Below are 25,369 nucleotides of genomic sequence, written 5' to 3'. Positions count from 1 at the left end.
ACGCTGATGACACGCATCCCTTCCGCCAGCCCCGGGCACAACTCCAGCTCCTACAGTACCGGCCTGCAGGATCAAAGCTGGATGGCGCTGGTGCGCATGGTATTTGTCGGCACGGGGATCAATCTGCTGGTGTTCTGCGTGCTGCAGCTGCTGGCTGGCAACTTGCTGTTCGCGTCTTTCGAGCTGCTCGCCAGCCTGCTGCTGCTGACGGGGGCCTGGAAAATTGCCGAAGTGCGCAATCCATTGCTGCTGGTCAACCTGTTCCTGCTCTGCATGTTCAGCTTCCTGCTGTACATCATTGTCATGCCGGGTGCCTCGAAGACCGCCTTTGCCTGGACCTACATCATGCCGGTGCTGGCCTATCCACTGCTCGGGCGGGTACGCGGCGGGCTGCTCAGCATTCCCTTTGCCCTCATGGCCATTGTGTTCTTTCTGTACAAATACGAAGGTGCGCTGGATGCCGCCGGGTTGATCGACCTGGTCAACGCCGCGCTCTGCGGCCTGCTGATCATCCTTTTCATGCATGTCTACGAGGGTCGGCGCGCCGCAGCGCATCGCGAATTGCAGCGCATTGCGCAGACCGACGCGCTCACCGGGGTGGCCAGCCGCAGCAGCTTCGAACAGGCCCTGGCGCAGAGCATCCTCGAGGCCGAACGCAGCCATAACCCGCTGGTACTGGTGATTCTGGACGTCGATCACTTCAAGAAGGTCAACGACCGCTGGGGGCATGACGCCGGCGACAAGGCCCTGTGCCATATCTGCCAGGGTCTCAGTCAACGCCTGCGGATCAGCGACACGCTGGGGCGCCTGGGCGGCGAAGAGTTCGGCCTGCTGCTGCGCAATACCGATCGCGCCGGGGCCGAACCGCTGGTCGAGCAGCTGCGCAGCCAGATCAGCAACAACCCGTTGAGATATGGCAACCAGCTGATCGAGCTTTCCGCCACCTTTGGTGTGGCCGAATGGCCGCTAGACGGGCGCACGGTGGACGACCTGTATCGCTGCGTTGACCGCCGCCTGTACCGCGGCAAGGACGCCGGGCGCAACCAGATCGTGTCCCGGGAAGCGGCCCTGCCGCCGGCCTAGGCGCGGCCCTGCCGAACCGGACAGCGCGCCGGCAAACGCCTGCTTTGCAGCCAGGTCCCGCCCCGGCACAACCTTAGCGCATGGTGATTTATGACTGCCCAGCAAGCCGCCTACCAGATGTCCGTGATGTCGCGTGACGAACTGCAGATCGCCATGGACTGGGCCCAGGCCGAGGGCTGGAACCCGGGGCTGGATGACGCTGCGGCCTTTTATGCGGCCGACCCCGCCGGCTTCCTGATCGGCAAGCTCGGCACTCAGCCGGTCGCGACCATCTCGGCGGTGAAATATGGCGCCGCCTTCGGCTTCATCGGCTTGTACATCGCGCAACCGTCCTACCGCGGACAGGGCTATGGCCTGCAGCTGTGGGACAAGGCCCTGGCATACCTGCGGGGCAGGAATGTCGGGCTGGACGGTGTGCTGGCCCAGCAGGACAACTACCGGAAATCCGGCTTCCGCCTGGCGCACCGAAACATCCGCTTTGCCGGGCTGGCCAAGCCGGCGGTGGCCACCCCGACACCTGCGGTCAGCCTGGCGTCACTCGCCCTGGACGAGCTGCACCGCTACGACCGACAGTTCTTTCCGGAACAGCGGCAGCGCTTTCTCGAGCGCTGGATCAGCCAGCCCAACGCGCATGCCCTGGGCATCGTCGACAACGCCCGGCTGGTCGGCTACGGCGTGATTCGCGCTTGTCACAGCGGCTACAAGATCGGCCCGCTGAATGCGCAAAGCCCGGAGCTGGCCAGCGAACTGTTTGACGCGCTGGCCGCCAGGGTTCCAGCGGGCTGCGCGATTTACCTGGACACCCCCGAACCCAATTCCCGGGCCATCGAGCTGGCCCTGCGCAACGGCATGCAGCCCTGCTTCGAAACCGCGCGGATGTACACCGGCACCTTTCCGGCGCTGCCCCTGGACAAGGTTTTTGGCATCACCAGCTTCGAACTGGGCTGAATGCGCGCCAGGCGCAGTGAACTGCCCGCCTGTCCTGCCGGCACGCCTGGATGCGCATCGGCCTTGGGTCTTGCTACATGAAGGCATAAACACAGCGCGGGCGCGGACATAACGCCCCATAAGCGCGCAGGCTGGATATGCACCACCAAGTGGCCAGCTGATTCGTGTGCTACTGGCAGTGGGTGATGTTCATTGGGAGATTGGCAGCTGCAGGCTGCTCCGGCCGACCGCCAGCAGGCTTGCGTCATTCAGCCGAAGCACACAACCCGCCCAGTTGCTCCGCCGCAAGATCGATGCGCTGTGCGGCCAGATCTGCCTGCACCTGCTGCAGGGCCTGCGCCCACTCGGTTGTCCGCTGCAGCGTGAGCTCCTTGCGCTGCTCGGCTTGCGCCAGCGCTTGTGCAGTTTGCCGCAGCAGCAGGTTGATCTGCGCCCAGTCATCGCGAAGCGACGCAGATGCGGCGGCAGTGGTTTTGCCCATACGCCGGGCGTAACCGCCAGCGGCACACACGGCATCACGCGCCATAAGGTTCAGCTGGATCGGTTTGTGGCGCTGAATACCGCCGACCAGCGCCGGTACCCGGTCACCGAACAGCCCGCGGACAATGGCCCGACGGATCGGCGAGTGAGCCACATAGATCGCCCCATCCGGGCCGGCCGTGCTGGCGGCAATCGACTCCTCGCGGCCTTCGGCAAACCAGCGCAACTCGCCGGTTTCACGATCCAGCAAGCCCATGCCGAATTTCGACAGCAAGGGTTTGTTCTGCAACAGGCGGCCTGCTCCGACGCTGATCAGGATGCCATTGGCGGTGATGGTCGGGGTCAGGGCATTGGCATTGTCGAAGCCGGGGTAGGCATCCAGCCTGGCGCGCCAGACGATCTCGGCGTGATCGTTTAAATCACGCAGCTTGATCACATCCTCGGCGGTGACCACATACATTTCACCGCCCTCTACCGAGACCGCTACCGACGCCGCGACCTGCTGGCCGACATTGATCCGCCACAACTCATGCAAATGCTTGTCCAGCGCGATCACATTGCCATTCTCGTCAGACACCACGACCAGCGCACCATCCGCCCTGACCGTGGGTGATGAGCCGGTACCGCCGACGAAGTAGAAGTGGTCTGCAATCTTCAACTGGTAGCCGTCGGCCGGATTGCCGGCCAGCTCCAGGCGGTAAATCGCGCCGTTTTGCGAGACGCCATCGGCCGCGCCGTCCTGCTCGTCCGGCGCAGTCGCCGCAACGATGATGCTGCCGCTGTTGGGATCCACCGCATAGGTGTTGGCCACGTTGACGCCGTTGCCGTAGATCACATCCAGCACCGATGTGAACAAGCCAAGACCATCGGTGGTAGCGCCGAAGGTAGCGTCGGTTTCTGCATTGGCCCTATCGGTCAGCCAGCGGGCGATGCGCCCTTCGCGCACCGGCGCCGGGGCGCCTGGTAGTTGAAACGGTTTCGACAGCAACGCTCTTCCAGTGCGCCGGTCCAGTGCAACCACCCAGCCGTCCATACTGACCAGCAACAGCGCATCGGCCTGCGGCTGATAGTTCATGCCCCAGATATGCGTCTGCGAGCGCTTGCCCGGCTGCCGTTCAGGCAATTGCAAACCAGTGGAAACCTGCCAGACGGGAGAACCATCGTGACGCAGTGCCATCGCGGTTTCATAGGTGCTGTGATAGATCAGCTGCTCTCCGGGCACGTCCGGGTTGTTCAGGATCAGCGGCGAGCCATTGCCCGCGCCCCGCCCCGGCACACTCCACAGGCGCTTGCCGGTGCGGGTATCCAGCGCCACCAGCGAGACATCTTCACGGGCATTGGTCGGCGAAAAATACAGCTGCCCACGGTTGTCGAACGTTGGCGCTTCGGGCAGGTACAGCCCGGTTTCCGCCAACCAGTCCGGTTCGAAGGCCGGCGCCACGACGGACCACAATTCGTCGGTGTTAGCGCTATCGGCGTGCATGGTGTGGAAGCTGTCTGGGAGCGGCAGCACCGCACTGGCTTGTGCGTTAGCCTTGCGCTGGCCGACGGGCTGCCAGCCGGGTGCGGCCGGCGTGGCAAATGTGCGCGGCTGTGGCGTGCGTACCAGCCACTGCCAGGCGAGCAGCAGGCAGAGCATCACACAGACCGCAAGCACGGCCAGTATGCGTTTGGCGTTCATGTGTACCTCACGACTGGCGGACGCCAGTGGTTCTCATGTGTATGCCGGCGCCGCAGACTGCGGCGCCGGCGCGCATCAGGCGATGCGCAGGTTGGCCTTGTCGGTTTGCATCAGCGATGCCGTAGAGGCCAGGGCCGACACATAGTGGGCGCCGGCACGCGGCAACAGACGGGCAAAGTAGAACCCGGCGGTGTCGATTTTCGCCTGATAGAACTCCGCCGACTCCTGGCCGCCGCCAGAGGCCAGCAACTCGCTGGCCTTGCTTGCCTGCAGCAGCCAGAAATGTCCCATCATGCAGAAGCCCGAGTACATCAGGAAGTCGTAGCTGGCCGCCCCCACCTGCTCTTTGTCGCGCATGGCCCGCAACATCAGGCGCGTGGTCAGCAGATTCCATTGACCCGCGCGATAAACCAGGCTGCGCGCCATCCTGCCCAACGGACCGCGACTGAGCAGATGTGGCTTGGCCAGGCTCAACATGCTGCCGGTGAAATCCCGCACACATTTGCCCTTGCTGCCGAGCAACACTTTGCGCCCGAGCAGATCGAGCGCCTGAATCCCGGTAGTCCCTTCATAGAGGGTAGCGATGCGCGCATCGCGGGCAATCTGCTCCATGCCATGATCCTGAATATAGCCATGCCCGCCAAACACCTGCATGCCCAGGTTGGCGGCTTCCAGGCCCATTTCGGTGATGAAGCCCTTGAGGATCGGCGTGAAGAAACCCAACTCGCTGTCGTAGGCTTCGTACTGTTTCTGATCACCGGCCAGCACCGCACTGAACATCTTGTCGGCAATCTGCGCCGCGCTGTAAATCATCGCCCGGCCGCCTTCGGCAATGGCCTTCTGGGTCAGCAGCATGCGTCGCACATCCGGGTGCCAGACCAGCGCATCAGCCACCTGATCGGGCTCCTTCTTGCCGGACAGGGCGCGCATCGAACGGCGCTCCAGCGCATAGGGCATGGCGCCCTGGAACGACAGCTCGGCATGGCACACGCCCTGTATGGCGGTGCCGATGCGTGCCGTGTTCATGAAGGTGAACATCGCCTCCAGTCCCTTGTTCGGCTCGCTGAGCATGTAGCCAGTGGCACCGTCGAAGTTCAGCGTGGCGGTGGCCGAGGCACGGATGCCCATCTTGTGTTCGATGGAACCACAGTTGACCGGATTGCGCGGGCCTATCGAGTGATCGGCATTCAGATTGAACTTGGGCACTACAAACAGCGAGATACCGCGTGTTCCGGCGGGAGCATCCGGCAGACGCGCCAGCACGATGTGGATGATGTTTTCGGCCAGATCATGTTCACCGGCCGAGATGAAAATCTTCGTCCCGGTCAGCCGGAAACTGCCGTCGGCCTGCGGTTCGGCGCGGGTCTTCACCTGCGCCAGATCGGTGCCGCACTGCGGCTCGGTCAGGCACATGGTGCCGGTCCACTCACCGGAAACCAGCCGCGGCAGATAGGCGGCCTTCTGCGCGGCGCTGGCGTACTGCATCAGCGTATTGATGCAGCCCACGCTCAGGCCCGGGTACATGGTGAACGACCAGTTGGCCGTGCCCATCATTTCCGACTTGAACACATTGAGCGACATCGGCAGGCCCTGGCCGCCGAACTCCTCGGGGAAGGACACGCCCTGCCAGCCGCCGGCGACGAACTGCTGGTAAGCGTCCTTGAAACCGGCCGGCGTGGTGACCGCGCCATCCTTGAAATGACAGCCTTCGGCATCCCCGCTGGCATTCAGTGGCGCCAGCACGTCCTCGCAAAGCGCCGCAGCACCTTCGAGAATCGCATCGACCATCTCAGGAGTGGCATCAGCACCATTGGGCAAGCCACTGTAGTGCGCCGGATAGTCGAGCACTTCATTGATCAGAAAGCGCATATCGCGCAGAGGAGCTTTGTACGCGTGCATTTCAATTACCTTTTTCCAGTGCTGCATGAATCTCTCCCTCTCCCGCTAGCGGGAGAGGGTTGGGGGGAGGGCTTTGACGGAGTGACACAACCCGTAGGTTGGGTTGAGCCGCTTGGCGGCGAAGCCCAACAGGAGGCCAAGCTGCCGGCCTTGGTGAAATGTTGGGCTTCGCTACGCTCAACCCAACCTACGAAATCGTTGTTCAACCCATAACCAAGACATTCCCTTGCAATTACCTTTCGAGAATGGCGACCACGCCCTGACCGCCAGCGGCGCAGATCGAGATCAGGCCACGGCCCGAACCTTTCTGCGCGAGCATCTTGGCCAGCGTGGCGACGATACGCCCGCCGGTGGCGGCGAAGGGGTGACCGGCGGCCAATGAGCTGCCATTGATATTCAGTTTGCTCAGGTCGATCTTGCCCAGCGGCTTGGAAAGGCCCAGACGCTCCTTGCAGAAGGTCTTGTCCTGCCAGGCATCCAGGGTGCACAACACTTGCCCGGCGAAGGCTTCGTGGATTTCGTAGAAATCGAAGTCCTGCAGCTTAAGCCCGGCGCGCTCGAGCATGCGCGGCACGGCGTAGGCCGGCGCCATCAGCAGGCCTTCCTTTTCATTGAAGAAATCGATGGCCGCGACCTCGCTGAAGGTGATGTAGGCCAGCACCGGAATGTTGCGCGCCTTGGCCCACTCTTCACTGGCCAGCAGCACGGCCGATGCACCATCGGTCAGCGGCGTGGAGTTGCCGGCGGTCAGCGTGCCCTGACCGGGAGCGACTTTCTTGTCAAACACCGGCTTGAGGGTGCGCAGTTTTTCGATGGTCAGATCGGCACGCAGGTTGTTGTCTTTGCTGACGCCGTTGAACGGGGTCAGCAAGTCGGTGAAGAAACCATCGTTGTAGGCGCGGGCCAGATTCTGGTGACTCTTCAGCGCCAGCTCATCCTGCGCTTCACGGCTGATATGCCATTGCTGCGCCATCTGCTCGGCATGCTCGCCCATCGACAAGCCGGTGCGCGGCTCGCCGTTGCGCGGCAGCGACGGGCTGACCAGCATCGACGGACGGAAGGCGGCAAATGCGGCCAGGCGCTGGGTGGTGGTCTTGGCGCGGGAGGCCTCGAGGAGGATCTTGCGCAGCTTCTCGTTCAGCGCGATCGGCGCATCCGAGGTGGTGTCCACGCCACCGGCAATGCCGCTGTCGATATGCCCGAGGGCAATCTTGTTGGCCACCAGCATCACCGCTTCCAGACCTGTACCACAGGCCTGCTGCAGGTCGAAGGCCGGGGTCTGTGGCGACAGGGTGGTCGACAGCACACACTCGCGCACCAGATTGAAATCGCGCGAATGCTTCATCACCGCACCGGCAGCGACATCGCCCAGCCGCTCGCCATGCAGGTTGAAACGATCAATCAGCCCCTGCAGGGTGGCGGTCAGCATCTCCTGATTGGAGGCCTTGGCATACACGGTGTTGGAACGGGCGAAGGGAATGCGGTTGCCGCCCAGGATGGCGACGCGACGAACAGTACTCACAGGGGTTACCTCTCAGGGACGGAAACGGGGTTATCAGTAATCCAGCTGGCCGCGCAGATGGGGCTTCACGCCCTGGCTGTCGCGCACTTCAAACAGAGCGGAAGCGGTTGAACGTGCTGTCCACAAGGTCGGTTGAGCGGGCAGGAACAGCGGCGCCTTGAAATCCACCGCGACGCGCGCCTGCTCCAACGGCCGCATTGGCAACAGGCAGGCCAGCGCACGCGCCTTGGTCCACATGCCATGGGCAATCGCCCGGCGAAAACCGAACAGTCGCGCCGACAGCGCACTCAGATGGATCGGGTTGCGGTCACCGGAAACAGCGCCATAACGGCGGCCGATATTGGCCGGCGCCTGCAGCACCGCCTGACAGGACAGTGGCGCATCCGCTGTGATACCGGCCGCAAAAGGCGCCCCTGCGGCTGGCGTGACGCCGAGTCTGAGCAGGCTTTGCGTGGCGCTCCAGACCAGTTCACCGTCGCGCAATATGCGCAGATCGAGGTTGAATACCTGCCCTTTGGCGTGGGCCTGCAGGGCGCCAGTGGACATCTCCACGCGCACCCGGTCGCCGGCCTGCAGGCTGCGCCGCTGCTCAATGCGATTGGCCAGATGCACGGTGCCCAGCGCCGGCCACGGGCAGTCCGGCGAGTTCAGATAGGTCATCACCAGGGGAAAGGTCAGCAGCTGCGGGTAGATCAGCGGTACGCCCTGGGCGGGGCTGAAACCGCACAGCGCGGTGTAACGGGCAATGTGCCCGGCATCCAGCTGTACCGCCGGGCTGACCAGCGTCACCGCGGGCAGCGCGTCGATCACTCCGGGACGCTTGGCCCGGCCCGCCAGCACGCCGCGCAGCATCTCGGCCATGCCCGGCGCCTGCAGCACCTCGATGGTTTTCATCCTCAGGCGCCCAGCAGACTTTGCCCGCAGACGCGGACGACATTGCCATTGAGTCCTGCCGAAGCGGGGCTGGCCAACCAGGCGATGGTTTCTGCCACATCCACCGGCAAGCCGCCCTGCCCCATCGAATTCATGCGCCGGCCGGCCTCGCGGATGGTGAAGGGAATCGCGGCGGTCATCTGCGTTTCGATAAAGCCGGGTGCTACCGCGTTGATGGTGATGCCACGCTCGGCGAGTACCGGCGCCATGCTTTGCACCATGCCGATCACCCCGGCCTTGGAGAAGGCGTAGTTGGTCTGCCCGAGATTGCCGGCGATGCCGGAGATCGACGACACGCAGACAATCCGCCCACCGGACTTGAGCGCCCCGGCCTCGACCAGCGCCTCGTTGATGCGCTCCTGAGTCGACAGGTTGACGTTGACCACCGACTGCCACAGCGCTTCCTTCATGTTGGCGATGGTCTTGTCGCGGGTAATCCCGGCGTTATGCACCAGCACATCCCAGCCACCATCCGCCAGCGCGGCTGCGGTAAGCAGCGCCGGCGCTTCGGTGGAGGAAATATCCATGGCCAGCGCACGCCCGCCCAGACGTGCGGCAATCTCGTCCAGCCCTGTCTGGGCCTGCGGTACATCCAGACAGATCAGCTGCGCGCCTTCACGCGCCATCACTTCGGCAATCGCCGCACCGATCCCGCGCGAGGCGCCGGTGACCAGCACTTTCTTGCCCGCCAGCGGTTGCGCCCAGTTGATCACTGCGGCGTCTGCGGTTGGCTTGCCGACGCGGATGACCTGCCCCGAAACGTAGGTCGAACGCGGCGACAGCAGAAACCGCATGGTAGATTCCAGCTGGTCTTCGGCCCCGTTGGCGCAATAGACCAGGTTACTGGTGATCGCCCGCTTGAGCTCCTTGCCCAGCGAGCGGGTCAGCCCCTCCAGGGCACGCTGCACGGTAGCCTGGCGCGGCGCGCTGCACGACTCTGGCGGCCGACCGATCACCACTACCCGACCGCATGTCAGCAGCGAGCGAGCCGCGTCGTGGAAGAATTGATACAGGGCATCCGACTGGCTGCTGTCAGTCAGTCCGCTGGCATCAAATACCAGCGCCTTGACCTTGGCACCCGGCTGGTCCCCAACGCCCCAGCGTCCGGTCATCAGGCCTTGCTGATTGGCAATCGCCACCCACTGCGGCAGTGCATGGTGTGCCACGCTTTGCACCGCCATTGCCGCAAAGGCCCTGGCCAGTGGTTGCAGCAACTCGGAACCGGCAGAACCGCCGAGCAGCACGCTGCCATTGATCACCGGTTGATCGGCACGGTAACGCGCCAGCAGCAACGGCTTGGGCAAGCCGATCAGGTTGGTCAGTTTGGCGCCGAAAGAAGAGTTGGCAAAATTCAGGTAGGAGTCGCTCATGTCTGCTCTGTTCACCGCTTGAGTTGTATCCGGGAAGGGGCTGCGTTTCTGACACCAGCAGCAACCGACTGATTAAAGCCGAAGAAAGGATATGAGCTAGACTCAGCTTTTGATACTCGCTTTTGATGGCACTCGAAATGGCGGATGAAACCTTTTTAAATCAATCTGTTAGCAGAAGAAAACCGCTGCAGGAGCGCGCCCGCTTCAAGGTTCAACTCATATTGGAAGCCGCGACCCGACTGATCGACAAGGACGGACTGGATGCGCTGACCACCAATCGCATTGCCGAAACCGCCGGCATCAGCATCGGCACGCTGTACCAGTACTTCGCCGACAAGCAGGCGATCCTCGACAAGCTCGGTCAACAGGTGCTGCGCGACGTCACCGGCAAACTGCTCAGCAACCTGCAGGAACAGTCCGCCGGCACCACCGACGAGCAGGCGCGCATCCTCATTCGCACCACCTTTGGCGCGCTGGATGGGCGCTCACAGGTGCATCGCGAGCTGATCAACCATGCGCTGAAACAAGGCAACCACCGGTTTATGGACGAGACCGCACGCCTGGTTGCCGGGGTGCTCAGCTCCAGCGGGGTGACCGGCGACGATGGCCAGCCCCGGCGCCTGTCCAAAGCAGAAGCCTTCGTCCTGACATGGTCATTTGTCGGCGTGCTGCGCGCCTCCGCCTCCGCCGATGAAACCGAGCTGCCCTATCCGCAGATCGAGGAGGCCTTGCTGCAACTGATCCGCCGCTTTGTGCTGGAGCGCGGACATGCAGGCTCGGGCTGACGCCTTGGGAGGGTACTCCCTGAACTTGTTATCCGCTGAACCCACCGGATAAATCGCCGCATCCAGGCTTGCAGCGAACACCTGAACGCCCCGCGAGGTGCGCGAGAGCGGCACGAGATCCATTCCACAGGTAACCATCTCGGCGAGGCGGCGCGGATCCCGGCCAAACAACTGCGAAAACAGGCCGATAACGCTCAATCGCGCAGATTAGAGCAGGACTCAAGCCTGCCAGGCAAAAGGCCACCAAGCCCCCCACTGCAAAAGTACAAGATCTAAGGTGTTTTGCTGATGTTGAGGCATGCCGCCTTGCCATAGGCTTACCACAGCGTCTGGCGAAAATTGACAGGGTTCTTCAAATGCTTGTAGCGTTCGATTTCCCTTGCTGTGAGGCCATGCCTCGCGCCACCGACCGAAGAGCAAAACGCTGTCCGCCAGCAGCTATCAGGCCCTGTTTTAATCCGGGAAAACGGCAGCGAGCAACGTAGTTCAAAATAATAAGCGTTCAGGGAATAGTTCGATGGGTTGCAGTGAGACAGAACTGGGCAAGGTAGCTATCAGTGAAGCAAGCCCTGCGGGCAACAACCCGCGGGACGGCTCCAACTATCTGGCGGCCCAGGCTGAATTGGACAAGCTGACCAGCATTCATGCGGCTTCGCCGATCGACTGGAACAAAGTCGCGCAGCATTGCACCGCTGTTTTGCGTGATGAAGGCAAAGACCTCAATGCGGCTGTCTGGCTGCTCTGCGCCTGGACCGAGCTCTCCGGCGTGCCGGGACTGGCCAATGGCGTGAAAGTGCTGCGTGATTTGCTCGAGACCTACTGGAGTGACCTGACACCGCCACCAGCCCGCCTGCGCGCGCGGCGCAATCAGGTCGAATGGCTGCTTGAATGGCTGGATGACCGCCTCAAGACCCCCCCGCAAGCGGTTTCCGGCGATCTGCTCAGCGCCCTGCTGGAAGACTGGGATGCGCTCGACAGCTACTGGAGCAGCCAGGACAGCGAGGGGCCGAGCTTCTTCCGGTTACGCCGGCGCCTGGCTGACCTGCCTGTCGAGGCCAGCGCGCCAGCGGTTGAAGCGCCCGCGCCCACAGTCGCACCGCAAGTCCAGGCCATGCCGGCAGCGGCCGCAGTGCCGGCCCCGAACTACTCCCCGCCACCAGCAGTTGCGCCCGCTGCCGTGGGCAACCTGGAAAATGATGACGCCATCGAGAAAACCGTGACCAGCGTGTTTTCCACCCTGACGCCGCTGATTGGATTCTGCCTCGATCATCGCACCACCCTGCCGTTGCTGTTTCGCCTCAATCGCCAACTGGCGTGGATGACGCTGGAGCAAGCACCACCGGCACTCGGCACCCAGACCCGCCTGCCACCTCCGGCAGAGAGCCTGCTGACGAGCTTTGCCCGCCTGCAAACGGCCGGCGAGCCCGTCGACATCCTGCGCTTTTGTGAAGCCAACCTGGCCAGCTACCCGTTCTGGCTCGACCTCAACCGCGCCAGTCATGCCGCACTGACGCGGCTGGGCAATGCGGGCTCGGCAGCCGCGGTAACCGTCGCCAGTGAAACCCGGCACCTTCTGCAACGGCTGCCTACACTGGTCGAATTGTCTTTTTCGGATGGGCAGCCCTTCGCCGACGGCAGCACCCGCACCTGGCTGGACGGCCTGAATCCGCCGGCCAGCGTGACTGGCGCCGGTGATGCAACCCAGACGCTGATTGAAGAAGCCGGAATGTCCGCTGCCGCGGGCAAGCTCAAGGAAGCCCTGGCGCAACTGCAGGGCAGTGCCGAACAGGCGCACAGCGCCCGCGACCGCTTCCGCCTGCGCGGGGCCCAGATAGAACTGCTGCACCGCTTTGATCCGCGTGCCCAATTGGGCTTTGCCCTGGATGTGTTGCTCCGCGAGGCCCGCGAAAAAGGGCTGGAGCGCTGGGAGCCGGACTTGGTCCTGCCACTGCTCGAGCTGGCCGTTGTGCATGACGACGGTGGCTCCAGGGCACTCTGGGCCGAACAACTGGCCGCCATGGACCTGCCAACCTACTTGCGCCTGGCGAACTCACCGGCCACTGGATAACCGATTCACCACTGTATAACCGCTGCAAGAAAACCCCGGATATTTTCCAAAAACCAATTGCCGCGACCCGCGGATACGCTGATAAACAGGAGTACACATCATGGCTGACGACGGCTCAGTTGCCCCAAAAGAACGCGTCAATATCGTTTACAAGCCTGCCACCGGTGATGCCCAGGAGCAGGTAGAACTGCCCCTCAAGCAGCTGGTTATTGGCGACTTCACCCTGCGCCAGGACGATACCCCGCTGGAAGACGTCAAGCCGATCAAGGTCGACAAGGACAACTTCACCGATGTGCTCAAGGGTCAGAACCTCAGTTTGCAACTGGCTGTACCCAATCGTCTGGCGGAAAACGCACCGGAAGACGAGCAGATCCCGGTAAACCTGAAATTCGAGTCAATCCGCGATTTCGAACCAGACTCGATCGTCGCCCAAGTGCCGGAACTGCAGCAGCTCATCGCCTTGCGTGACTCGCTCAAGGCATTGAAGGGACCGATGGGCAACCTGCCGGAGTTTCGCAAGCAACTGCAGGCACTGATGAATGACCCGGGGGCCCGCGAGCGCTTGCTGGCCGAACTGGGCGTTAAGGACGAGGAGTAACTCCATGAGTGAAGAAAAAAGTCAGGCCGTCGCCGGCGCCGCCGCGGCCGCTGAAAGCGTTTCACTGCTCGACCAGCTGATCGAGTCGGCCCGCGTCAAACCCGGCGACGAAGCCTACTCGGTGACCCGCCAGGGCCTGGAAGCCTTTGTTACCGAACTGCTGGAGCCTGCGCGCGAGACTGAAAAAGTCAGCGCCGGCCTGATCGACGACATGATCGCCAGTCTCGACGCCAAACTCTGCCGTCAGGTCGACGCGATCATCCACGACGAAAGCTTCCAGAAGCTGGAGTCCTCCTGGCGCTCATTGAAGTTCCTGGTCGACCGCACGGATTTCCGCGAAAACAACCGCCTGGAAATTCTCAACGTCTCCAAGGAAAAACTGATCGAAGACTTTGAGGATGCGCCCGAAGTCACCCGTTCGGGTCTCTACAAAGCGGTGTATACCGCCGAGTACGGGCAGTTTGGCGGCCAGCCTTTTGGTTCGATCATTGCCAACTACGAGTTCAATCCGGGACAACAGGACATCAAGCTGTTGCAGTCGGTGGCATCGATAGCCGCCATGTCGCACACGCCGTTCATTGCCTCAGCCGGCCCACAGTTCTTCGGCGTCGACAGCTTTTCCGAGCTGCCCAACCTGAAAGACCTGAAAGCCGTGTTCGAAGGCCCGCAGTTCACCAAGTGGAATGCCTTCCGCGAAACGGAAGACTCGCGCTTTGTCGGCCTGACTCTGCCGCACTTCCTGCTGCGCACCCCCTACGGCGAAAACACCGTGCCGGCCAAGACCTTCCGTTACAACGAGAACGTCAGCGGCGGCAACGATGACTTCCTCTGGGGTAATGCTGCATTTGCCTTCGCCAGCCGCTTGTCCGACAGCTTTGCGCAATACCGCTGGTGCGCCAACGTAATCGGCCCGCAGGGCGGTGGCACGGTCAGCGATCTGCCGGTTTACAACTACGAAGCGATGGGCGAGACCCAGACCAAGATTCCGACCGAAGTGCTGATTTCCGAACGTCGCGAATTCGAACTGGCCGAGCAGGGCTTCATCGCCCTGACCATGCGCAAGAATACCGACAACGCCGCCTTTTTCTCCGCCAACTCGTGCCAGAAGCCGAAGTACTTCGGCAATGACAAGGAAGGCAAGGAAGCCGAGCTCAACTACAAGCTGGGCACGCAACTGCCTTACATCTTCGTGGTCAGCCGGTTGGCGCATTACATCAAGGTGATCCAGCGCGAGAACATCGGCACCTGGAAAGAGCGCGGCGATCTGGAATCCGAACTCAACACCTGGATTCGCCAGTATGTGGCCGACATGGATAACCCGGCCGCCGGCGTGCGCAGCCGTCGTCCGTTGCGTCAGGCGGAAATCACCGTCAACGATGTGGCAGGCGATCCGGGCTGGTACAGCGTAGGCCTGAAAGTGCGTCCGCACTTCAAGTACATGGGTGCGTCCTTCACCCTGTCTCTGGTTGGCAAGCTTGAGAAAAGTTGATGCATCGATAAAGCACGGCTGATTCAGGTGTTCACCCGAGGGTGAACACCAGGTCACCGGCCTAAGATGAGCTCACCGCACAACGAAACAGGTCTGAAGCCTGAATCCAGCGGAAAGACTTTTAACCAAACTCAAGTTATGCAAACGGAGATACACATCATGCCTATGCCCTGCTACCTCAGCGTTGAAGGTGTCAACCAAGGGAAAATCGAAGGTTCCTGCGCCGTCACCGGTCACGAAGGAATGATTCTGGTTCAGGCGGTCGATGCACTGGTCGACATCCCGAAGAATCCACAAACCGGCCTTCCCGCTGGCAAGCGTGTCCACCAGGGGATAACCCTGACCAAGGAAATCGACAAGTCATCGCCCAAGCTGTATCAGGCCCTGACCTCTGGCGAGCAACTGAAAACGGTGACTCTGGAGTTCTACCGGATCTCCCCCAAAGGTACCGAAGAGAAGTACTACACCATCACCCTGAGCAACGCGGTGCTGGTTTCTTCGCGGACCTGGGTGCCTAACGTGCTGAACCCCGAGTTCAAGCAAATGGGCCATATGGAAGACCTTGGTCTGACCTACGAGAAAATCGTCTGGACCTGGGTGCCGGATGGCATCGAAGCCGAAGATTCCTGGTTGGCGCCGAAAGCTTAAGCGTAAAAAGTGACGGATTCAGGTGTTCACCCGAGGGTGGGCACCTGAGCCGCCACCTAAGATGACCTCACCGCGCAACGAAACAGGTTCAGGCCTGAATCCGGCGGAAAGACTTCTAACCCAATTCAAGCAATTCAACTGGAGATACACATCATGCCTATGCCCTGCTACCTCAGCGTTGAAGGTGTTAATCAAGGGAAAATCGAAGGTTCCTGCGCGGTCAGCGGTCACGAAGGAATGATCCTGGTTCAGGCGGTTGATCACCTGGTCGACATCCCGAAGAACCCGCAAACCGGCCTTCCCGCTGGCAAGCGCGTCCATCAGGGGATGACCCTGACCAAGGAAATCGACAAGTCATCGCCCAAGCTGTATCAGGCCCTGACCTCTGGCGAGCAACTGAAAACCGTCACCCTGGAGTTCTACCGGATCTCCCCCAAAGGTACTGAAGAGAAGTACTACACCATCACCCTGAGCAACGCGGTGCTGGTTTCTTCAAGGACCTGGGTGCCCAACGTGCTGAACCCCGAGTTCAAGCAAATGGGCCACATGGAAGACCTCGGTCTGACCTACGAGAAGATTGTCTGGACCTGGTTGCCCGACGGTATCGAAGCCGAAGATTCCTGGTTGGCGCCGAAAGCCTGATAACACCGCCGCCCTGCTCGCAGGGCGGCGCTTTTTTTCCGAATGTGAGTCCTTTCCTTGAAAGAGAAGCGCCTGCTGGAACGAATCATCGGCTTGCAAGCTGAAGTCGGTCGCTCGCGTCTGACCCAGGCGGAAGTGCTGACCAATTCGATCATCGAGCATCTGCAGCGCATCCTGAATACGCGTCAGGGCAGCGTTCCGATTGACACCGACTTCGGTGTACCCGACTTCACCAATCTGGCCGGTACCTTTGCTACCGGCGAGACTTCGCAAATCATCGACAACATGACCCGCATGATCGCCCGATACGAGCCGCGGCTGAAATCGCCACGCATCCAGATCGCCGAAGGCGCTCAGGAAGTGTTGTCGCTGAGTTTCAGCCTTGAGGGTCTGGTGGCCATTGACGACCGGGACATCCCTATCCACCTGGCGACCCGGGTTTCTTCCGACGGCCGCGTGTCCCTGGCGATGCAATAACCCCATGCTCAACAACCACTATCAAAGTGAGCTCAATCAACTGCGCCGACTGGCGGACGAGTTTGCCCGCAACAATCCGGCACTGGCACCTCTGCTCGGCGCGGACTCGGCGAGCGATCCGGATGTCGAACGCCTGCTGGAGGGCGTCGCTTTCCTCACCGGCATGGTCCGCCAGCGGCTGGATGACGAGTTTCCCGAGTTCATTCAGGAAATCGCCCAGCTGCTCTACCCGCATTACCTGCAACCCCTGCCATGCATGACCCTGTTGCAGTTTGAGCCGCGCGCCGCGCTGCAGGATTCGCTGCACATAGCGGCCGGCTGTGAAGTGGCTTCGGTACCGGTAGATGGCCAGCGCGTGAGTTTCCGCAGCACCTTTGCGGTCGATCTGGAACCGCTCAAGCTCGACGGTGTGCGCTGGGAGGGTGGTACCGGCGCCGAGCGCAGCCTGCTGCTCGATTTCACCTTTACCGCTGCCAAACCCGAGGAATGGAAAGCCGACAGCCTGCGTTTCTATCTGGGCGATGGTCTGGCCGAAGCCTGCATGCTGCTGCGCCTGCTGCAACTGAACCTGCGTGAAATCCGCGTTTCTGCGCCCGGCCAGCCGCTGATGCTATTGCCAGCCAGTAACCTGCGCGCCATCGGCTTCGACCCGGATGCACCGCTGCTGCCATTCCCCGACAACGCCCACCCGGCTTACCGCTGCCTGCAGGAATACTTTGCCCTGCCGGAAAAGTTTCTCTTCGTCGAACTCAGCGGCCTGGGCAAATGGCGCTCGCGTGGCACCCAGGGCCGTTTCAGCATCCGCCTGATGTTCGACTCGCTTCCGGAGTGGACGCCCGCGGTAACCGAGAACAGTTTCAAGCTGGGCGTGACGCCGGTGGTGAACCTGTTTGAACAGGATGCCCATCCGCTGCGCATCGATCACAAACAACCCGACTACCGCATTCATCCGGCCGATCATGGCCAGCGCCAGAGCCTGCGCATCCACTCGCTGCTTAAAGTCGTCAGCTATACCGGCGGCAATGGCGAGCAGACCATGCAGCCGTTCAATACCTTTTCCCAGAGTGACGCCTATAACCTGCGCATCAAGCCTTCCAGCCTGGATGCCCATGGTTACGAGCATTACCTCAGCCTGCCGTACAGCAACGCGAAAACACCGGGTGAGATGACCCTGTCCATCAGCCTGCTGTGCACCAACGGCCAATTGCCGGAAAGCCTGCGGCTGGGCGATCTGAATCAACCCACCGACAACACCCCGCCGCGGGTCGCGTTCCGCAATATCCGCGCCATTACCCCGGCCCAACCGCCGAGGTTCGATGACAAATTGCTCTGGCGCATGCTCTCGCAGATCAACGCCAACCATTTCCGTCTGGCCGACCGGGATTACCTGCGCGGCTTGCTCTCGCTGTACCTGCCCAGCGTGGGCGAAGGCTCCAAAGAAGCCAACCTGCGCCGCATCGAAGCCATCGAGCAGGTCAGCGTGACGCAGGAACGGCGCTTTGTCCGTGGCCTGCCGATCGAAGGCAGCGTGGTGCGGGTTGATTGCCGCGGCGACCACTTTGCCAGCCCCGGCAACTTCTACCTGTTCGGCTGCGTGCTCGATGAGTTTTTTGCCAGTTGCAGCGCGATCAACAGCTTTAGCGCTTTCACGCTGTTCGACAGCGTCAACCACGAGACCCTGAAATGGCCCGCGAAAATCGGTCGGCAACGCCTGCTGTGAGCGACCCGCTGCTCAAGAACAGCCGCGACTACGCGTTCTTTCAGGCGTGGCGGCTGTTGCGTCTGCGCTTTCCGGATGAAAAGACCTTTACCGAGAATGTCCGGGGCCGGCCGCGCCTCGGGCTGGGCTTTCCGCAGCGCGACATCGAGCAGATCGAGCTGGACGCGGACGGGCGCTACCGTATCGAGGCGAATTTCTTCGGCCTCTATGGTGTTACCTCGCCGTTGCCGACCTTCTACACCGAAGACCTGATCGACGAGCAACGCCAGGGCCATTCGGCCGGCCGCGACTTCATCGACATCCTGCATGCCGCGCTCTACCCGTTGCTGTTCCGTGCCTGGGAAAAGCACCGCATCTGGATGGCCATCAGCGAACGCCGCGACCTCAGCAGCCTGCGTCACCTGCAAGCGCTGATCGGCGTGGCCGAAGCACCGGCGCAGCTGCGCAACAACGCCCACAGCCTGTTGCGCTATGCCGGGCTGTTCAACCAGTACCCGCGCTCCGCACTCGGCCTGCAACAACTGGTGCAGGCGGTGCTGGATGACGATCCGGTGGAGGTCGTGCCCTGCGTCGAAACCCGCCTGCCGATTGATCCGGCGGCGCGCTGCCAGCTCGGCCAGCAGAATTGCGCGCTGGGCGAAGACAGCCTGCTCGGCCAGCAGGTCCTCGACCGCAGCGGCTCACTGGACATCCGCGTCGGCCCCTTGAGTGGCCTGCGCTTTCACCTGTTGCTACCGGGTCGCGCGCTGTATCAGCGGCTGGAACAGCTGGTGAAGCTGTATTTGCAAACGCCCCTGCGTTGCCGGCTGGTCTTGCGCCTGGCCGCCAACGAACAGCGCTGCGCCACGCTTGGTGATGGCTGGCAACGCCTGGGGCTGGACACCTGGCTGGGCGATGGCGCGGCACAGGACGAAGTCGAATTCATGTTGACCGCCGATTCAGGCCGGAATTAATCAGAGAGGGAATGTCATGATTCAGGTTGAACTCAAGCCACTGTTTGCCCGCCTCAACCCCTACAGCACCAAGGCGCTGGAAAATGCCGCCGGGCTGACGCTGGCGCGCAACCATTACGAGATCTCCCTCGAACATTTCCTGCGCCTGCTGCTGGAGGACCCGAACGCCGATTTCACGCGCATTCTCAAGCGCTTCGAGATTGACCCGCTGCGCCTGGCAGCACAACTGGATGACAGCCTGGCGCAACTGAAGAACGGCAATCCCGGGCGCCCGGTGTTTGCCGGCCTGCTCACCGAGTGGGTGCAGGACGCCTGGCTGATAGCCTCGCTGGTGCTGGGCTGCGGCCGCGTGCGCAGCGGCGCCTTGCTGCTCGCGCTGATCTCGCGGCTGGGCTACTACACCGCCGGCACCCGTTACGGCGACCTGTTCAAGGCCATCTCCAAAGATGCCCTGACCAGCGAGTTTGCCGATCTGGTCAACGGCTCCAGCGAAGGCGCCATGGAAGGTCTGGCCATGGGTCCGGCAGCTTCGGCGGTGGCCGCCGCCGGTGGCCGGCCGGCCAGCGCTGAAGAAAACATCGGGCGCTTCTGCGAAGACCTCACCGCCAAGGCAGCCGCCGGGCGCATTGATCCGATCTTCGGGCGCGACAACGAAATCCGCCAGATGATCGACATCCTCGCCCGCCGCCGGAAAAACAACCCGATTGCCGTCGGCGAGCCGGGGGTCGGCAAGTCCGCTGTGGTTGAAGGGCTGGCGTTGCTGATCAGCCAGGGCGAAGTGCCGGACTTCCTGAAGAACACCCGCCTGCTCAGCCTCGATCTGGGCGCGCTGGAAGCCGGCGCCAGCGTCAAGGGCGAGTTCGAGAATCGCCTCAAGGGGGTTATCGAAGAGATCAAGGCTTCCACCACCCCGGTGATCCTGTTCATCGACGAAGCGCACATGCTGATCGGTGCCGGTGGCGCCGCCGGCGGTTCCGACGCCGCCAACCTGCTCAAGCCGGCCCTGGCCCGTGGCGAACTGCGCACCATCGCCGCCACCACCTGGGCCGAATACAAAAAGTACTTCGAGAAAGACCCGGCACTGGCGCGGCGTTTCCAGCTGGTGCAACTGGACGAGCCCGATGTAAAGACCGCCGTACTGATCCTGCGCGGGGTCAAGGGCTACTACGAGAAAGTGCATGGGGTAAGCGTGCGTGACGACGCCATCGTTGCCGCCGCCGAACTCTCTGATCGCTACATCACCGGCCGCCTGTTGCCGGACAAGGCAGTCGACCTGCTCGACACCGCCAGCGCCCGGGTACGCATCAGTCTGGGCATCAAGCCGGCCGAGCTGGAGCGCCTGGAACGCCGCCAATCCGGACTGGACCGTGAGCTTGCTGCGCTTTCCCGTGACCAGGCCGACGGCTTCCCGGTCGAGGCCAAGCGCCTGGAAGAAATCGCCGAAGAAAAAACCAGCATCGAGGCCGAGCGGGCCGCACTGGAAAACCGCTGGAATGCCGAGCGCGAAGCGGCGCTGCGGGTACTCGACGCACGCAAGCAGGTAGCTTCATATGACCCGCAAGCGCCAGCAGCCGAAGTGACTGAAGACGAAACGGCTGCCGAGCAACCAACGCTCGAAGCCCTGCAGAGCGAACTCAATGCCGCCAGCGCTGCGCTGGAGCAACTGCAAGGTGACGAGCCGCTGGTGTTTACCGAGGTCAACCCGGACGCCATCGCCAAGGTGGTGTCCGACTGGACCGGCGTACCGTTGGGCAAGGTCTTGCGTGATGCCGCCGGTGGCATCCTGGCACTGGCCGACAACATCAAGACGCGCATCTGTGGTCAGGACACCGGCGTCGAGCAGATCAGCGAAGTGCTCAAGGCTGCACAGTCCGGCCTGCGCGACCCGCAGCAACCGATGGGGGTATTCCTGCTGGTCGGCCCGTCCGGCGTGGGCAAAACCGAGACGGCACTGGCGGTAGCCGATCAGTTGTTTGGCGGCGAGCAGGCGATGATCAGCATCAACATGAGCGAATATCAGGAGAAGCATACCGTCAGCCGGCTGGTCGGCTCGCCGGCCGGCTATGTCGGTTATGGTGAAGGCGGCCTGCTCACCGAAGCCGTGCGCAAGCGCCCCTACTCGGTGGTGCTGCTCGATGAGGTGGAGAAGGCCCATCTGGATGTGGTCAACATCTTCTATCAGGTGTTCGACAAGGGCACGCTGTCCGACGGTGAAGGGCGGCAGATCAATTTCAGCAACACCGTGGTGTTCCTCACCAGCAACCTGGCTACCGATGAAATCACCGCCCTGTGTGAAGACGGCCGCCCCGACCCCGACACGCTGGCCGAGAAAATCCGCCCGGTGCTCTCGCGTCACTTCAAGCCGGCGCTGTTGGCACGCATGACCATAGTGCCGTACTTCACCCTGCCCGCCGACCGTCTGGCCGGCATCGTCAAACTCAAGCTGGGCCGCCTGAGCGAGCGCCTGCTGGCCACGGCCCGGGTGCAGCTCAAGTTCGCCGACGAGGTGGCCGCGGTGATCGCCGCACGCTGCACCGAGGTGGAAACCGGCGCGCGCAACATCGACGCCATTCTGCGCAAGAGCCTGACCCCGCGGCTGTCCGATGTCCTGCTCGGCGCCGTGGCCGACCAGCGTCCGCTGGCCGAACTGCATGTCAGCGTGGATGAAGCCGGCGACTGGCTGATCACCTCGGTGGCGGCGGAGTAATTCAGGTGTACACCCGAGAGCGCTGCCGACCGGCGCGCTCTACATTAGCCACATGTTTGGTAAACACAGGGCCGGTCATTCGTAAGGTGGGTAAGCGGCGCGCTACCCACCGGACAATGCCAGAGGAAGGAATCGATCAGCAGTCGATTCAAAACCTGCCTGTTGCACTCTTGTGATGAGGATTGAACGATGTCCCTGCTTGATCAGCCACTCTGCAGTTTCAGCAGCACCGCAACCCCCCTCGAACCGTTACTGGTGGTCGAGTGGCGTGGCGAGGAAGCGATCTCGCAACCCTATCGTTTCGACATCAAGCTGGCGACACTCAATCCGCTGCTGGACGACGAAGCCATGCTCGGCCAGCCGGCCACGCTGAAACTGACCGATGCCAAAGGCAATGCCCAGCCCTATCACGGCATCGTTACCGAAGCCGAACTGCTCGACGGTGATGGTCAGTACTTCTACTTCCGCGTGGTCCTCGAACCGCGCATGGCCCTCCTGCGCCAGTCGCGCTTCTCGGAAATCTGGCTGGACAAGAACCTGCCCGACCTGATCCGCGCGGCCGTCAGCGAGGCCGGCCTGCAGTCGGAAGGCCCCGGCACCAGTGGCGCGCAGGCCGACACCTACGATTTTGATATCCGTCTGGCGCAGGATGACCTGGCCCTGCAGGAATCCAGCTTTACCTGCCAGTTCGAGGAAAGCAGCTTTGCCTTCCTCTCGCGGCTGCTGGAGTACTACGGCGTCTACTACTTCTTCGAGCAGCAGGACGACCATGAAGCCATCGTCTTCTGCGGCGACCAGCGTTACCAGCCACAAAGCGAAACCCTGCTCAACTACCGCCCGCTGGATACCGCACTGGATGCCGGCAGCGGCATCGCCCTGACCCGTACCTTTAACCGTAAACTGGCCAGCCAGGCCAAGCAGGTGGTGCTGCAGGACTTTTCCGCGAGCAACGCCCAGCTGCAGTTACTGGACAGCGCTTCGATTGCCAATGCCAGTCTTCCGGCCAATGCCGACAGCGAGCAAAGCCAGGCGGCGGATAACGCCCCCGGCTTTACCGGCGAACAATGGCTGTACGGCGAGCACTTCGGCTCCAATCAGGAAGGCCAGGCACTGGCCCAGTTGCGCGCCGAAGCCCTGGGTTGCCGTCACCGCGAGTTCCACGGTAATGGTCGTGCAGTCGGCCTGCGCGCCGGCTATCCGATGCGCCTGCTTGGGCACCTGCGCCTGCCGCTCAACACCCAGTACCTGATCATTCAGGTGCAGCATGACGGCAGCCAGCCATTGCCCGGTCTTGGTCAGGATCAGGCCGGCACCTCCGGCGACACCAATACCCGATTTATCGCCATCCCCGGCGACGTGCAGTTCCGCCCACCACGCCTGACGCGCAAACCACGGGTGCAGGGCCTGCTCAGCGCCATTGTCGACGGCGATGATGCCGGCCAGCCACTGCTCAACCAGCACGGCTGCTACAAGGTGATCTTCCCGTTTATCCGCAGCGACAAAGGCGCCACCCGCGGCTCGGCCTGGTTGCGCATGGCGACCATGTCCAGCGGCGCCAGCCACGGCATGCACTTCCCGTTGCTCAAGGGCACCGAAGTGCTGGTGTCCTTTATCGGCGGCGACCCCGACCGCCCGGTAATCACCGGCAGTGTGCCGAACTCGGAAAACCCCAATAAGGTCAACGAGCAGAACGCCACCCAGAGCGGGCTGTCGACGCCGGGCGGACATTACCTGGCCATGGAAGACAGCCCCAACGGCCCGCTGATGCAGATGGGTGCGCCAGTCGGTAGCACCATCTTCTCGCTCGGCCAGGGTGAGATCAGCGGTGCTCAGCTGCAGACGCAGAACCATATGCAGTTCTCTTCGACCTCTTTCCTGCATCAGATCCCGGGGCTGTACTCCAAGAAGATCGGGCTGGGTGCTGCATCTGACGCTCAGGGTCAGCCTGCAACCGTCGGCAGTGGGCAACCGGCCGATTCCACCGTACCTCCTGAGAAAAAGGAAACGCCACCGCCCTCACCTCCCGAATATGACCCTGCAACCGACTCTGTTTATAAGGAGAAATCTGAAGCAGAGGAGAGTGCTAAGAAGACTAAAGAGGCAGCGGACGCGGCATATCAGAAGGACCCAACTAAGGAGAATCTTGCGGCAAAGCAGGCGGCCGATACGACCTATGCCAAGCAAAAGAGCGCCCTGGACGAATATAAGGCGCAGCAGCAGCAATTGGCCGATGCCAAAAGCAATCAGGAAGCCGCACAAACTGCGTATGACAGCGACCCTTCCGAAGAAAATTTCAACAAACTGAAGGCTACGCAGAAAAAATACAAAGATCAGCAAAAGGCCTTCAGCGAATTCAGAAAGGAGCAATTGCTGAAACAGGAGAAGGACAAGGCCGCCGATAAGTTGGCCAAGGCAAAGGCGGCAACAGAGGCTGATCCGACTGACCCGGAAAAAGCCAAGGCCTATAAGGAGGCCGAAAAGGAATACAACAATAAGAACTATGAGTACGAAGAGTTAAAAGAAGAACAGCAGAAAGAAAAAGAAGAAAAGAAAGAAAAGGAAGAAAAGGAAAACGAAAAGCCCAAGTATCCGCACACCAAGGAACTCAACGAATGGTGGGGCAAGGGCGGAGCTTCCGCGCCGCTTATCAAAGCAGAAGCCACCGCTTCGGCACTGATGGTCGAGCAGAACCTGGCCGGCGAGCAGTGGGAAGGTAGTGCTGGCATCGTCAAGCAGTATGTCGAGGCTTTTGCCCAATTTACCGACATCAATGCCAGTGTGATTGGCGTCGACTGGAAAATCGGGCCGCATTACGAATTCAAGACCTGGGGCAATGAGCACGCCACGCCGGTACACAAGTTCATTGCAGGGATCTCGAAAAGCAACCTGGGTGTACAGGAAACTGAAAGTGTTCAGTCGGTGTTCAAAACGGGCGTCTTCAAAGTTGAGGCAGCGGCCATGATCGAGCTCGCTGTGGGCCCTCACTCAATCACCATCCAGGCTAGTGGCATTTCAATCAATTCGGCCGCACCGATTCAATTGAATAACGCAGTGCAAGTCACCGGCAACCTGAGCACCACGGGCAACCTAACCACAATTGACGTCGCTGCGGCGAATGTTCAAGCCACTGTAGCCCTTGGAGCACCGGCGGCCACATTTACCGACTTGACGGTTACAACCGGGATGCTTGGCTCTGGCGTCTATGATCCCGCTCCGGCCCTCGCTGCCATAGCCACTGCTCAAGGCGAGATTACTGCCCTGAAGACTGCGAATGCGACCCTGAAGGCAGCGACGGATGCACTTACGAAGGCCGCTGAAGAGGCCGCGCTGGCTGCTGCATTTGCAGAGCTGCCAGGTGGTTTCTGA

The 25,369-nt window shown here is 61.8% G+C and carries 18 protein-coding genes; 13 read left to right on the top strand and 5 right to left on the bottom strand.

Features of this window, described 5'->3' with window-relative positions; genetic code table 11:
* Window positions 1–6 precede the first annotated feature (6 nt).
* Both ISX93_RS05775 and ISX93_RS05770 read left to right on the top strand, forming a co-directional pair.
* Complete coding sequence (locus ISX93_RS05775) at window positions 7–1,083, top strand: GGDEF domain-containing protein (protein WP_195777765.1); 1,077 nt, start codon at window positions 7–9, stop codon at window positions 1,081–1,083.
* Between the two features lie 90 nt (window positions 1,084–1,173).
* Window positions 1,174–2,031: a GNAT family N-acetyltransferase gene (locus ISX93_RS05770; RefSeq protein WP_195777764.1), complete on the top strand. Its 858-nt coding sequence runs from the start codon at window positions 1,174–1,176 to the stop codon at window positions 2,029–2,031.
* A 244-nt stretch (window positions 2,032–2,275) separates the two neighbouring features.
* On the opposite strand, the gene ISX93_RS05765 is transcribed toward ISX93_RS05770, so the two are convergent.
* The 5 genes from ISX93_RS05765 to ISX93_RS05745 form a co-directional block, all read right to left on the bottom strand.
* On the bottom strand, window positions 2,276–4,192 hold the full coding sequence (locus tag ISX93_RS05765; RefSeq protein WP_195777763.1) for an outer membrane protein assembly factor BamB family protein: 1,917 nt from the start codon (window positions 4,190–4,192) through the stop codon (window positions 2,276–2,278).
* A gap of 75 nt (window positions 4,193–4,267) precedes the next feature.
* Window positions 4,268–6,091: an acyl-CoA dehydrogenase C-terminal domain-containing protein gene (locus ISX93_RS05760; protein ID WP_195777762.1), complete on the bottom strand. Its 1,824-nt coding sequence runs from the start codon at window positions 6,089–6,091 to the stop codon at window positions 4,268–4,270.
* A 232-nt stretch (window positions 6,092–6,323) separates the two neighbouring features.
* Window positions 6,324–7,613 (bottom strand): acetyl-CoA C-acetyltransferase, encoded by a 1,290-nt coding sequence (locus ISX93_RS05755; protein WP_195777761.1) that lies wholly within the window; start codon window positions 7,611–7,613, stop codon window positions 6,324–6,326.
* A gap of 33 nt (window positions 7,614–7,646) precedes the next feature.
* Window positions 7,647–8,507 carry a MaoC family dehydratase gene (locus tag ISX93_RS05750; protein WP_195777760.1) on the bottom strand — a complete coding sequence of 287 codons (861 nt, stop codon included), beginning with the start codon at window positions 8,505–8,507 and terminating at the stop codon, window positions 7,647–7,649.
* 2 nt (window positions 8,508–8,509) lie between these two features.
* Window positions 8,510–9,916, bottom strand: coding sequence for a 3-oxoacyl-ACP reductase (locus tag ISX93_RS05745; RefSeq protein WP_195777759.1), 1,407 nt, complete (start codon window positions 9,914–9,916; stop codon window positions 8,510–8,512).
* A gap of 221 nt (window positions 9,917–10,137) precedes the next feature.
* On the opposite strand from ISX93_RS05745, the gene ISX93_RS05740 reads away from it, so the two are divergent.
* The 11 genes from ISX93_RS05740 (at window position 10,138) to tssI (ending at window position 25,369) form a co-directional block, all read left to right on the top strand.
* Complete coding sequence (locus ISX93_RS05740; RefSeq protein WP_195777758.1) at window positions 10,138–10,701, top strand: TetR/AcrR family transcriptional regulator; 564 nt, start codon at window positions 10,138–10,140, stop codon at window positions 10,699–10,701.
* 517 nt (window positions 10,702–11,218) lie between these two features.
* Window positions 11,219–12,769: a type VI secretion system protein TssA gene (gene tssA, locus ISX93_RS05735; protein ID WP_195777757.1), complete on the top strand. Its 1,551-nt coding sequence runs from the start codon at window positions 11,219–11,221 to the stop codon at window positions 12,767–12,769.
* Between the two features lie 100 nt (window positions 12,770–12,869).
* Window positions 12,870–13,367 carry a type VI secretion system contractile sheath small subunit gene (gene tssB / locus ISX93_RS05730; protein WP_195777756.1) on the top strand — a complete coding sequence of 166 codons (498 nt, stop codon included), beginning with the start codon at window positions 12,870–12,872 and terminating at the stop codon, window positions 13,365–13,367.
* 4 nt (window positions 13,368–13,371) lie between these two features.
* Window positions 13,372–14,856, top strand: coding sequence for a type VI secretion system contractile sheath large subunit (gene tssC, locus ISX93_RS05725; protein WP_195777755.1), 1,485 nt, complete (start codon window positions 13,372–13,374; stop codon window positions 14,854–14,856).
* Between the two features lie 159 nt (window positions 14,857–15,015).
* Complete coding sequence (locus tag ISX93_RS05720; RefSeq protein WP_195777754.1) at window positions 15,016–15,504, top strand: Hcp family type VI secretion system effector; 489 nt, start codon at window positions 15,016–15,018, stop codon at window positions 15,502–15,504.
* A gap of 153 nt (window positions 15,505–15,657) precedes the next feature.
* Window positions 15,658–16,146 carry an Hcp family type VI secretion system effector gene (locus ISX93_RS05715; protein ID WP_195777753.1) on the top strand — a complete coding sequence of 163 codons (489 nt, stop codon included), beginning with the start codon at window positions 15,658–15,660 and terminating at the stop codon, window positions 16,144–16,146.
* A gap of 57 nt (window positions 16,147–16,203) precedes the next feature.
* A complete protein-coding gene (gene tssE, locus ISX93_RS05710) occupies window positions 16,204–16,623 on the top strand; it encodes a type VI secretion system baseplate subunit TssE (RefSeq protein WP_229732077.1) in 420 nt (139 codons plus the stop codon).
* 4 nt (window positions 16,624–16,627) lie between these two features.
* Complete coding sequence (gene tssF / locus ISX93_RS05705; RefSeq protein WP_195777752.1) at window positions 16,628–18,343, top strand: type VI secretion system baseplate subunit TssF; 1,716 nt, start codon at window positions 16,628–16,630, stop codon at window positions 18,341–18,343.
* Window positions 18,340–19,296 (top strand): type VI secretion system baseplate subunit TssG, encoded by a 957-nt coding sequence (tssG, locus tag ISX93_RS05700; RefSeq protein ID WP_308705303.1) that lies wholly within the window; start codon window positions 18,340–18,342, stop codon window positions 19,294–19,296. Before tssF ends, tssG begins: the two co-directional genes overlap by 4 nt.
* A gap of 16 nt (window positions 19,297–19,312) precedes the next feature.
* The gene (gene tssH / locus ISX93_RS05695; protein ID WP_195777750.1) at window positions 19,313–22,003 is read left to right on the top strand and encodes a type VI secretion system ATPase TssH; all 2,691 of its coding nucleotides are present in this window, start codon (window positions 19,313–19,315) and stop codon (window positions 22,001–22,003) included.
* 189 nt (window positions 22,004–22,192) lie between these two features.
* Complete coding sequence (gene tssI / locus ISX93_RS05690; RefSeq protein ID WP_195777749.1) at window positions 22,193–25,369, top strand: type VI secretion system Vgr family protein; 3,177 nt, start codon at window positions 22,193–22,195, stop codon at window positions 25,367–25,369.

Origin of the sequence: Pseudomonas sp. N040 (assembly GCF_015637705.1) — a bacterium.
In the GTDB taxonomy this organism is placed as follows: Bacteria; Pseudomonadota; Gammaproteobacteria; order Pseudomonadales; family Pseudomonadaceae; genus Aquipseudomonas.
The sequence above is the reverse complement of the archived record's forward strand: the minus strand, read 5'-3'. Positions and strand labels throughout refer to the sequence as shown.